At 73.5% G+C, this 12,906-nt stretch carries 2 protein-coding genes; both read left to right on the top strand.

Annotated features, from left to right (window positions below; all coding sequences use genetic code 11):
• Positions 1-128 precede the first annotated feature (128 nt).
• The gene (locus OG562_RS38280) at positions 129-6,578 is read left to right on the top strand and encodes a non-ribosomal peptide synthetase (RefSeq protein WP_266406212.1); all 6,450 of its coding nucleotides are present in this window, start codon (positions 129-131) and stop codon (positions 6,576-6,578) included.
• Complete coding sequence (locus OG562_RS38275) at positions 6,575-12,754, top strand: non-ribosomal peptide synthetase (RefSeq protein WP_266406211.1); 6,180 nt, start codon at positions 6,575-6,577, stop codon at positions 12,752-12,754. Before OG562_RS38280 ends, OG562_RS38275 begins: the two co-directional genes overlap by 4 nt.
• The last annotated feature ends 152 nt before the right edge of the window (positions 12,755-12,906 follow it).

The raw sequence follows: 12,906 nt of genomic DNA, 5'->3' as shown, positions 1-12,906 counted from the left end.
TTGAGCGGAAAGCCCGTCGAGGAAATCATTCGTAAGGCGTCCGCTCCCACTCAAGGACTGACGCGACGCGGCACGTTCACGGTATTTCGCGGTGTCCCGACCGCCGTAGCTCCGACCGAGGTGGAGTCATGTCTGCTGCCCAGCACACTTCGCTGCCGTTGACGGCAGCCCAGAGCGGGGTCTGGTTCGCGCACCAGCTGAATCGGAATTCTCCCGTCTACAACGTCGGCGAATTCGTGGAAATCCACGGGCCGGTCGACGGGAACCTGTTCGAGACCGCCCTGGAGCAAGTGGTCCGCGAGGCCGGGGCGTTGCACATCCGGCCGACCGAGGAGAGCGACGGCCCGCGCCAGGTGCTCGGCGATCCGCCCGGACCCCGGCTGACCCGGCTCGACCTGTCCGGCGAGGCCGACCCGGAGGCCGCGGCGCGCGCGTACATCGCCGCGGACCTGGCCCGACGCGTCGACCTGGGCGACGGGGAGCTGTACGCGTACGCCCTGATCAAGGTGGCCGACGACCGCTACTTCTGGCACCAGCGCTACCACCACGTCGTCGTGGACGCGTTCGGGGCGGCGGCCGTCACCGCCCGCGTGGCCCGCGTCTACACCGCCCTGGCCGCCGGTGAGCCGGCCGACGAGGGCGCCTTCGCGCCGTACACCGCGCTGCTGGACGGTGAGACCTCCTACCGCCACTCCGAGCAGTACGGCAAGGACCGGGCGTACTGGACCGAGCGGTTCGCCGACCGTCCCGACGAGATCGCCACATTCGCCGGCTCCGGACGCGCCGCCCCGCCCTCGGACGCCTTCCTGCGCCGCATCACGCGCCTCTCCCCCGATGTCCTGGACAGCCTCCGGGCCACCGCCCGTGCCTCCCGCACGACCTGGTCGGCCGTCGTCGTCGCGGCCGTGGCCGCACACCTGCATCGTGTCACCGGAATACGTGACATCACCGTCGGAATTCCCGTCTCCGCCCGCCACGGAGCGGAGGCTCGGAACACTCCTGGAATGGTCTCCAACGAACTCCCGCTGCGCATCAGCCTTTCCCCGGAGATGACGGTCGGGGACGTGTTGCGCAATGTCGCCGGGGAACTCAGGAATCTGCTGCGCCACCAGCGCTATCCATACGGGGATCTGCGTCGTGATCTACGTCTGCTCGACGAGGGACGGCATCTCTTCGGCCCGATGGTCAACATCATGCCCTTCGATTTCGACGTCACGTTCGCCGGGAATCCCATCACCGTTCACAACATGTCCAACGGGCCGGTCGGCGATCTCTCGATCGCCGTCTACGAACGCTCCGACGGCAACGGGCTCCAGTTCTCGTTCGACGCCAACCCCGCGCTCTACGAGGCGGATGAACTGGCCCGGATCCAGGAGCGCTTCCTCGCCTTCCTCACCGCCATGGCCACCGCGGACCCCGGTCTCCCCCTCGGCCGTCTGGACACTCTGACCGGCCCGGAGATCGAGGCGGCCCGGTCCGGCGCCGGCGAGCCGCCCCGCCCGATCGCCCCCGCCACCGTCACCGATTTGTTCGCCTCCCAGGCACGGCGTACCCCCGACGCCCGTGCCCTGGTCTCCCCCGGCCGCACGCTCACCTTCCGCGAGCTCGACGCGTCCGCCAACCAGCTGGCCCACCTCCTGGCCGGCCTCGGCGTCGGACCCGAGCAGTGCGTTGCCCTGGCCCTCCCGCGCAGCGCCGACACGGTCGTCGCCATGCTCGGTGTCCTCAAGGCCGGTGCCGCCTACGTCCCGCTGGACCCGGAGCACCCGGCCGAGCGGACCCGGCAGATCCTCGCCGAGACCGACCCGGCGCTGATCCTGACGACCGCCGCACTGGCCGACGCGCTGCCCAGGGACGACGGCGCCCGAGTGCTGCTCCTCGAGGACGTCGGGCTCGGCCTGCCCGGACTGCCCGAAACCGGCCTCACGGACGGCGACCGCACCGGGCGTCTGCTGCCCCGGCACCTCGCCTACGTCATCCACACCTCCGGATCCACCGGCCGGCCCAAGGGGGTCGCCGTCGAGCACCGCAGCCTGAGCAACCTCTACGAGCACCACCGGCGCGTCTTCATCGAGCCCACCGTGGCGGAGGCCGGCGTCGCGCGCTTCCGGGTGGCCCTGACCAACGCGTTCGTGTTCGACGCCTCCTGGACGGCGCTGCTGTGGCTCGTCGCCGGGCACGAACTGCACATCGTCGACGACGCCGTCCGCCGGGACGCCGGTGCGCTCGCCAGGTACGCCGACCAGCACGCCGTCGACCTGCTGGACACCACTCCCACCCATGCGCGCCAGCTCCTGACCGCCGGGCTGCTGGAGGGCGGGAACCGCCCCCACGTGCTCGTGCTCGGCGGAGAGGCCGTCCCGGACGACCTCTGGGCCCAGCTGCGCGCCACCCCGGGCCTGACGGCCCGCAACGTCTACGGACCGACGGAGTGCACGGTCGACTCGATGTACTGCGACCTGCGCGCAGCGGCCGCCCCCGCCATCGGACGCCCCGTCGACAACCTGGGCGCCCGCGTCCTGGACAGTGCCCTGCGCCCCGTGGCGGACGGGGCGGTAGGAGAACTCTTCCTGTCCGGCGCCGGACTGGCCCGCGGCTATCTGAGCCGGGGAGCGCTCACCGCGGAACGGTTCGTCGCCGATCCGTTCGGCGCTCCCGGCGAGCGTATGTACCGCACGGGCGACCTCGTCCGCCGCGCCCCGGACGGCCTCCTGGTCTACGTGGGCCGGGCCGACACCCAGGTGAAGCTGCGCGGCTTCCGCATCGAGCCCGGGGAGATCGAGTCCGTCCTGGCCACCCATCCGTCCGTCGCCCAGTGCGGTGTCGTGGTGCGCGAGGACCGGTCGGGGGTACGCAGACTCGTCGCCTACGTCGTGCCTGCCCCCGGCGTCGGCCTGCCGGACTCCGGGGCGCTCCGCGAGCACCTCGCCGCGTCACTGCCGGAGTACATGGTCCCGGCCGGCTTCGTCGCCCTGGACGCCCTGCCCCTGACCCACAACGGAAAACTCGACCGAGACGCCCTGCCCGCCCCGGAGATCACCGGCACCGCCGACAGTCGCGCGCCCCGCACCCCCGTCGAGAAGACGCTGTGCGCCCTGTTCGCCGAACTCCTCGACGTGCGCCGGGTCGGCATCGACGACAGTTTCTTCGCCCTCGGCGGCGACTCCCCGCTGGCTGTGCGGCTGACCGCGCGTGCCCGTGAAGCCTCGGTCGTCATCGACCCCCGGGACGTGTTCCGGCACAAGACCGTCGCCGCGCTCGCCGAGGTGGCGCGCGGCCCTGAGCCGGGCGAGGAGCGGCCCGTCCGCTCCCGCCGCCCGCTGGTCGGCCTGGACGACGGCGAGCGCGCCGCCCTCGCCGCCTCCCATCCCGGACACACCGCCGTCCTGCCGCTCACCCCGCTCCAGGAAGGCATGCTCTTCCACGCCCAGTACGAGGGTGCGGGCGGCGAAGCGGCCGGCATCGACCCCTACGTCACGCAGACCGCGTACGAACTGTCCGGACCGCTGCGCCGGGACCGGCTGCGGACCGCCTGCGACGCACTCCTGGCCCGGCACGAAACGCTGCGCGCGGCCTTCACCCACTCCGTGTCCGGCCGGGCCGTCCAGGTGATCACCGGGGCGCACAGCGTGCCGTGGACCGAACTGGACCTGACGGGGCTGTCGCCAAACGCCCAGCGGGAGCGGATCGGCCGCGAGCTGACCGCCGACCGCGCGCGCCCGTTCGACATGGCCTCCGCGCCCCTCGTCCGGTTCCTGCTGGTCCGTCTGGACGCCGACCGGCACGTCCTCGTCCTCACCGGCCACCACATCGTCCTCGACGGCGCCTCGCTCGGCCTGGTCCTGGACGACCTCCTCGACGCGTACGGGGGCGGTCACGCGCGCACACCGGCCGCACTCGCCCTGCGCGACTACGCCGAGTGGCTCGCCGCGCAGGACGGGCACACGGCGGAGAAGGCGTGGGCTTCGGCACTGGACGGCGTCGAGGAGCCGACGCTCGCGGTGCCCGACGCGGACCAGAGCCGGGCACCTGTCCTCGCCGAACACGTCCGGGTGACCCTCGACCCCGCACGCACCACCGCGCTGACCGCCACGGCGCGCGCCCGCTCCCTCACGCCCAACACCGTCGTGCAGGCCGCGTGGGCGGTCACTCTCGCGCAGCTGACCGGCCGCGACGACGTCGTCTTCGGCACCACCGTCTCCCTGCGCCCGGCCGAGCTGCCCGGCGTCGACCGGCTGGCCGGTCTGCTGATCAACACCGTGCCGGTACGGGTACGGCTCGACGCGGCCGAACCGCTGGAGCGGCTGCTCGCCCGTATCCAGGACGAGCAGTCCGCCCTCTCTGCGCACCACCACCTGGGCCTCGCCGACGTGCGCCGGCACACCGGGCTGGACCGGCTCTTCGACACGTCCACGGTCTTCGAGAACCACTCGGGTGGCACCGAGGCCGTCCGGGAGTCGGCCGGGCTGACCGTGCGCACCGCCGACAGCTACGGCGCCACGCACTACCCCCTCACGCTCATCGCCGAACCGGGCGAGCAGCTGTCCCTCCGGCTCGCGTACCGCCCCGACCTGGTCGACCGCGCCACCGCGCAGGCCGTCGTCGCGCGCACGGCCCGCTTCCTGGAGGCGTTCACCGACGCGCCGCACGCCCCGCTCGCCGTCGTGGACCTGCTCTCGCCCGCGGAGCGCTCCAAGGTGCTGGGCGAATGGAACGCAGCCGTCGCACCCCTGTCGGACACCGCGATCCACCGGCGGTTCGCCGAGCAGGCGGCGCGCACGCCCGACACCGTCGCGGTCACCGGTGCCGCCGGCACCCTCAGCTATGCCGAACTCGACTCCCGGGCCGACGCGTTGGCCCATCGGCTGCTCGCCCTCGGCCTGCGGCCCGAGGAGCGCGTGGCCGTCCTCCAGGAGCGCTCGCCGGAGCTGATCGTCTCGCTGCTGGCCGTCCTCAAGGCGGGCGGCGCCTACCTGCCGCTCGACGCCCGCTCCCCCGCCGACCGGCTGCGCACGATGACCAGCCGCACCGGGGTCCGCATCCTGCTGACCGACCTCGCCTCACGGAAGACGGCGCGGGACCTCGACGCCGGGCGACTCCTCGTCGTGGACGAGCCGGCCCCGGCAGCACCCGGCACCGTCGGCCCGCTCCCCGAGGTCCGCGCGGACCGGCTCGCCTACGTGCTGTTCACCTCGGGTTCGACCGGTGAGCCCAAGGGCGTCGGCGTGACCCACCGGGCCGTACTGGACCTGGCCGGGGACAGCGCGTTCGGCGCCGAGGCCCACCGGTCGGTGCTCCAGCACTCCACCCAGGCCTTCGACGCGGCGACGTACGAGATGTGGGTGCCCCTGCTCGGCGGCGGACGGATCGTCCTCGCACCGCCCGGCCAGATGGACGGGCCGGTCCTGGAGCGGCTCGTCGCCGAGCACGGCGTCACCGCACTGTGGTTGACGGCCGGGCTGTTCCGGCTGCTGGCCGAGGAGTCGCCGGGCAGCTTCGCCGGGCTGCGGGAGGTGTGGGCGGGTGGTGACGTCGTCCCCGGCCAGGCCGTCCGCGGGGTCATGGCCGCCAACCCGGCACTGGTCGTCGTCGACGGCTACGGCCCCACGGAGACCACCGTGTTCGCCGCGCGCCACCGCATCCGCCCCGGGGACGAGGTGCCGGCCACGGTGCCCATCGGGCGGCCGCTGGACGGCATGCGCGCCTACGTCCTCGACAGCGCGCTGCGGCCCGTACCGCCCGGCGTGGCCGGTGAACTGCACCTGGCCGGCGCCGGACTGGCCCGCGGCTATCTGGACCGCCCCGAGGCGACCGCCGAGCGCTTCGTCGCCGACCCGTTCGGGGCGCCGGGCGGGCGCATGTACCGCACCGGCGACCTGGTTCGCTGGAACGACCAGGGTGAACTGGTCTTCCTCGGCCGCGCGGACCACCAGATCAAGATCCGCGGATTCCGTGTGGAGCCGGGTGAGATCGAGGCCGCCCTGGCCCGGCATCCCGCGGTGACCCAGTGCTGTGTGGTGGCGCGCGAGGACAGTCCCGGCGTCAAGCGGCTGACCGCCTATGTGGTGCCGCCGCCCGGTGGAGACGCACCGACCGCAGCCGAACTGCGCGCCCATCTGGCCCCGTTGCTGGCCGACTACCAGGTGCCGGCCGCGTTCGTGACGCTGCCCGGCCTGCCGCTGACCCGCAACGGCAAGATCGACCGACGTGCCCTCCCCGCCCCCGCCGTCACGGCCGACACGGCCGGACGCGCCCCGGCCACGCCCCGTGAGGAACTTCTCTGCGCCCTCTTCGGCGAGGTCCTCGAGCTCGACGGAGTCGGTCCCGACGACGGCTTCTTCACCCTCGGTGGCGACTCCATCCTCTCGGTCCGACTGGTCGCGCGGGCCCGGCGGGCGGGCCTGGTCCTCACCGCCCGGGACGTCTTCACGCACCGGACGCCCGCCGCCCTCGCCGGGGTCGCCCAGGAACCCCGACCGGAGCCCCCCGCCTGGGCCGGGGAAGCGGACCTGCCCCCGATCGCCCTGCCCGACGACGAACTGGCCGAACTGGTGGCCGAATGGGAGTCCGCCCAGTGAACGCCACGCCGAACAGCGAGCCCCGGTCCACGACCGGCAACCGCCCCGACCTCGACATCCTGCCGCTGACGCCCCTCCAGGAAGGCATGCTCTTCCACGCCCTGTACGACGACGAGGGCAACGACGTGTACACCGTCCAGACCTCGCTGGAGCTGACCGGCCCGCTCGACCGGGCTGCCCTGCGGACGGCCTGCGAGACCGTACTGACGCGGCACCCCGCCCTGCGAGCCGGATTCCTCCAGCGCGGTTCGGGACGGGCCGTCCAGATCGTGCCGCGCACCGTCGAGGCGCCCTGGGCGGAGGACGACCTGAGCCCGCTGCCCGAGGCGGAGCGGTCCGACGCGCTCGACCGGATCACCGCCGAGGACCGGGAGCGCCGCTTCACCCTCTCCGTCCCTCCGCTCGTACGGTTCCGGCTGCTGCGCATGGACACCGACCGGCACGTCCTGCTCCTGACCAACCACCACATCCTGCTCGACGGCTGGTCGCTCCCGCTGGTGCTGCGCGATCTGTTCGAGCTCTACGACCGTGGCGGGAGCGCCGACGGGATGCCGCCGGCGCCCTCCTTCCGCCGGCATCTCGCCTGGCTGGCCGGACAGGACCGGGAGGAGGCCGAGGAGGCGTGGCGCGCGGCCCTCCGCGACCTGGACGAGCCCACTCTCCTGGCGCCCGCCGCGGCGGGCGGCGGACCGTCCGGGTTCCCGCGGCGCGTGGCCACCCATCTCTCGGAGCCGCTGACCGCGGACCTGACCCGGTTCGCCCGTTCCCGCGGTCTCACGGTCAACACCCTGGTGCAGGCCGCCTGGGCGCTGTCACTGGCCCGGATGACCGGCCGCCAGGACGTGGTCTTCGGAGCGACCGTCTCGGGCCGGCCGGCGGAACTGCCGGACGTGGAGGAGACGGTGGGCCTGTTCATCAACACCGTGCCGGTCAGGGTGCGCCTGAACCCCGCCGAACCGTTCAGCGCCCTGCTGGAGCGCATCCAGCAGGAACAGGCCGCGCTGCTCCCGCACCACCACCTCGGTCTCGCCGACATCCAGCGGCTGGCCGGTCTCGGTGACCTGTTCGACACCGCGGTCGTCTTCGAGAACGCCCCCTTCGACCAGGAGTCGCTGGACCGGACGTTCGGCGGAGTGCGCGTCGCCCTCCTGGAGGACACGGCCACCACGGGCACGATGCACTACCCCCTCAGTCTGGTGGCCGTACCCGGACGGCGGCTGCGGCTCGACCTCAGTCATCAGCCGGACGTCGTGGACGCGGCGGTCGCGCGGCGGCTGGCCCGCGGACTGGTACGGATCCTGGGCGCCCTGGCCGCCACCCCCGAGCTGCCCTGCGGCAGCGTCGGCGCGCTGGACGCGGAGGACCGGGCGGCACTGCTGGCCGCCGGAACCGGACCGGCCGTCTCGCACCCGGCCACCACTCTGCCCGGGCTGTTCGCCGCGCAGGTCGCGCGCACGCCCTCCGCACCGGCCGTCGTCTTCGAGGGCACAACCCTGACGTACGCCGAACTCCACGACCGCGCCACCCGGTTGGCGCACGCCCTGCTGGCCCGGGGAGCCGGGCCGGGCCGGATCGTCGCCGTCGCCCTGCCCCGCTCCCTGGACCTGCTGGTGACGCTCTACGCCGTACACCAGGCGGGGGCCGCGTATCTGCCGGTGGACCCGGGCTATCCGCAGGACCGGGTGCGGTACATGCTCGACGACGCGGCCCCCGCCCTCGTGGTGACTCCTGAGGTCTACGGACGTCTGGCCGAGGAGACGGTGGCCGGCGACGGGGAGCTGCCGCGCGTCGACCCGCGCGCGCCCGCCTACATGATCTACACGTCCGGCTCGACCGGCCGCCCCAAGGGAGTGCTCGTCCCCCACCAGGGCATCGTCAACCGGCTGCTGTGGATGCAGTCCGCCTACGAACTGTCCGCCGCCGACCGGGTGTTGCAGAAGACCCCGTCCAGCTTCGACGTGTCGGTGTGGGAGTTCTTCTGGCCGCTGATCACCGGGGCCACGCTGGTCGTGGCCCGGCCCGAGGGGCACAAGGACCCCGAGTACCTGGCGGAGCTGATCCGGCGCGAGGGCGTGACGACGCTGCACTTCGTGCCGTCCATGCTGGAGTCCTTCCTGCGAAGTCCGGCAGCCGCCCGGTGCACGGGCCTGCGCCGGGTCATCTGCAGCGGCGAGGCGCTCCCCACCTCGCTCGCCGACCGCTTCCACGACCTCTTCGACGCCTCCGGCACGGAACTCCACAACCTGTACGGCCCCACCGAGGCCTCCGTCGACGTCACCCACCGGCGCAGCGAGCGCGGCGCGGCCACCGCCTCGGTGCCCATCGGCCGCCCGGTCGACAACACCGGCGTCCACGTCCTCGACGCCGGTCTGCAACCCGCCCACCCGGGAGCCCCCGGCGAGCTGTACCTGTCGGGTGTCCAGCTGGCCCACGGGTACCACGGGCGGCAGGCGCTGACCGCCGAGCGGTTCGTCGCCGACCCGTTCGGCCCGCCGGGCTCACGGATGTACCGCACCGGCGACATCGTGCGCTGGACCGAGGACGGCGAACTCCTCTACCTGGGGCGGGCGGACGACCAGGTCAAGATCCGCGGATTCCGCGTCGAACTCGGCGAGATCGAGTCCGTCCTGGCCGTTCACCCGTCCGTGGGCACCCCGGCGGTCGTCGTCCGCGAGGACCAGCCCGGTGTCAAGCGTCTGGTCGCGTACGTCGTCCCGGCGAACCCGGCATGTGCGGGGGAGTTCGACGCCGAGGAACTGCGCGCCCACTGCGCCGACAGCCTGCCGGAGCACATGATCCCGCAGGCGTTCGTCCCGCTGACGGACCTCCCCCTGTCGCTCAGCGGGAAACTCGACCGCAAGGCGCTGCCCGCTCCCGCGTTCACCGCCGTCGGCGGACGGGCCGCGGAGGGCCAGGTGGAGGAGACCCTGTGCGCGCTCTTCGCCGAGGTGCTCGCTGTGCCGGGGGTCGGGCCGGACGACGGCTTCTTCGAACTCGGCGGCGACTCCATCCTGTCCATCCAGCTCGTCGCCGGGGCCCGCCGCGCCGGACTGGCGCTGACCCCGCGAGACGTGTTCCAGCACCGCACGGTGGCCGCGCTCGCCACGGTGGCCGCCCCGGTGGGCGCCGCACCCGCCGCGGAGCCCGAGGACGCCGGCACGGGGCCCGTGCCACTCACGCCCATCACCCACTGGCTGCGTCAACAGGGCGGGCCGGTGACCGGGTTCCACCAGTCCATGCTGGTGCGCGTACCGGCCGGGCTGCGCGAGAAGGATCTGATCACGGCTCTCCAGGCGGTTCTCGACCGGCATGACGCGCTGCGTCTGCGGCTCGGCGACGGCAGTGCCGCAGACGGTGACGGCGGCACCGCGGATGGTGCCGGCAGTGCCGCAGACGGTGACGGCCGGTGGACGCTGGAGGTCGCCGCACGGGGCAGCGTGCGCGCCGCCGACTGCCTCACCCGGCACCGCGACCCCGGCGAGACCGTCGCGGAACTGGCCGTGGCGGCCCAGCGGGACCTCGACCCCCGGCACGGCCGCCTCCTGCGGGCCGTATGGCTCGACCGCGGCGAGACGGAGCCGGGCCGCCTGTTACTGATGGTGCATCACCTCGCGGTGGACGGCGTGTCCTGGCGGATCCTCCTGCCCGACCTCGCGGCGGCCTGGCGGGCGACGGTGGCCGGAAAGGACGCGTACGCCGCGCTGGACCCGGTGCCGACCTCCCTGCGCACCTGGTCGCGCCGGCTCACCGAGGCCGCCCACTCCCCGGCGCGCACTGCGGAACTGCCCCTGTGGCAGGCGATGTCGGCCGCCGAGGACCCCTTGCTGACCGCCCGGCCGCTCGACCCGGCCCGCGACCTCTACACCACCCGCCAGGACGTCACCCTGACCCTGCCCGCCGCGGAGACGGCCGCGCTGCTGACGACCGTGCCCGAGGCGTTCCGCGCCGGCATCGACGACATCCTCCTGACGGCCCTCGCCCTGTCCGTCGCCCACTGGCGCGGACCGCAGCGGCCGGGTGGCGTCCTCGTCGACCTGGAGGGCCACGGTCGGCAGGAGGAGATCGCCCCCGGGCTCGATCTCTCCCGCACGGTGGGATGGTTCACCGCCCTGTACCCCGTGCGTCTCGACGCACGGGTCACCGACTGGGACGACGTGTGGTCCGGCGGGGCAGCGCTCGGTCGTGCCGTGAAGACCGTCAAGGAGCAGCTGCGCGCCGTACCGGACCGGGGCATCGGCTACGGGCTGCTGCGTCACCTCAACCGCGAAACCGGTCCGCTGCTCGCCTCCGGCCGGACCCCGCAGATCGGCTTCAACTACCTGGGCCGCTTCGCCGCGGGCCGCACCGCCGACTGGGAGGCCGCCGACGAGACCGACGCCGTCATCTCCCCGGCCGACGCCGGGATGCCGCTGCCGCACGCGGTGGACCTGAACGCCGTCACCGAGGAACACCCCGACGGGCCTCGTCTGGTCGCCAACTGGTCCTGGCCCGGCGAACTGCTCGACGAGGCCCGCGTGCGCGAACTCGCCGACACCTGGTTCCGGGCGCTGCGCGCACTCGTCGCACACACCGCCGGTCCCGGCGGGGGCGGTCTGACCCCTTCCGACCTCGGTGTCGTGACCGTCACCGACGAGCGGATCGACCAGGCCGAGCTCGAGGCGCTCGAAGCGCGCTGGGCACGGCACACGCTGACCGATGTGCTGCCCCTCTCCCCCTTGCAGGAAGGGCTGTTGTTCCACGCCCTGTACGACGAGGAGACGGCGGACGTCTACAACGTGCAGCTGGCTCTCGCACTGGACGGCCCGCTCGACCGTGACGCCCTGCGCGCCGCCTGCCGCGACCTCGTCCGCCGGCACGCACCGCTGCGCACCGCATTCGACACCCTCGCCTCGGGCACACCGGTCCAACTGGTCCTGCGCGACGTGGAACCGCCCTGGGCGGAGCACGACCTCCCCCCGCTCGCAAGGCAGGCCGAGAGCGCGGAGATCCTGGCCGCGGACCGAAGCACCCGCTTCCCCCTCACCGAGCCGTCACTGGCCCGCTTCAGCCTGGTACGGGAGACGGAGGAACACCACACGCTGATCCTGACGGTCCATCATCTCCTGCTCGACGGCTGGTCCCTGCCGGTGCTGCTGCGCGACCTGTTCGCCCTGTACGAGGCCCGGGAGAACGGCGCCGGGCACCTGCCCGGGCCGCTGCCCGCGGCCACCGTGCGCGACCACCTGGCCTGGCAGGCCGGGCAGGACCGGGACGCCGCGGAGAAGGCCTGGCGGGACGCGCTCGACGGCCTCGAGGGGCCGACCCTCCTGGCACCGCACGCCGCACGCGGGGGCACGCCGTTGCTGCCCGAGCGGGTCGTGACGGAGCTGACCGAGGCGGAGACCGCCGCGCTGACCGAGCTGGCCCGGACCCACCGGCTCACCCTCAACACCCTGGTGCAGACGGCCTGGGCGCTCGTCCTGGCCGAGGCGACCGGGCGGCGCGACGTGGTCTTCGGCGCCACCGTGTCCCTGCGTCCCGCGGAACTCGCCGGAGTCGAGAACGGGGTCGGGCTGTTCATCAACACCGTGCCGGTGCGGGTGCGCCTGGCGGACGGCGAACCGCTGGAAAGTCTGCTCGCCCGCGTCCAGGACGAGCAGTCCGCCCTGACGCCGCACCATCACCTCGGTCTGCCCCGTATCCACGCGCTGGCCGGCGGCACCCCGCTCTTCGACACCTCGACCGTCTTCGAGAACTACCCCGCCGACACGGCCGAGGTGCGCCTCGGACGCGTACGGCTGTCCGGTCTCGACGGCCGGGACGCCTACCACTACCCGATGACCCTGATGGGCGTGCCCGGCGACCGGCTCCACCTGCAACTCCGCTACCGGCCCGACCTCTTCGACCGGGACACCGCCGAGCGCACCGCTGCCAGGCTCCGCCGGGTGCTCACCGGTCTCCCCGGCCGGACGTCTCCCGCGGAGGGCCCCGTGGACGCCGTACGCGCGCTGTTCGCGGAGGTCCTGGGGCTCGAACACGTCGGCCCCGACGACGACTTCTTCGCCCTGGGCGGCGACTCGCCGCGCGCGCTGCGGCTCGTGGGCCGTGTCCGCTCCCTCGGCCTCGACCCGCGGCTCCCGGTGCGCGTGGTCTTCGACCGGCCCACGCCCCGGGCGCTCGCCGGGCGCCTCGGCTGACCCATCGGTCACCCGGCATCGGTACGGCGCCCGCCCTCCCCGCACCACCCAGATCGCACCACCCGCCTCACGACACCCACGTCTCGACACACATGTCTCGACACACATGTCTCGTCTCGACACGCACGTCTCGACACCCCAGGAGGAACCCC

Origin of the sequence: Streptomyces sp. NBC_01275 (assembly GCF_026340655.1) — a bacterium.
Taxonomy (GTDB): Bacteria; Actinomycetota; Actinomycetes; order Streptomycetales; family Streptomycetaceae; genus Streptomyces.
Note: the sequence above shows the minus strand (reverse complement) of the source record. Positions and strands in the feature narration are given on the sequence as shown.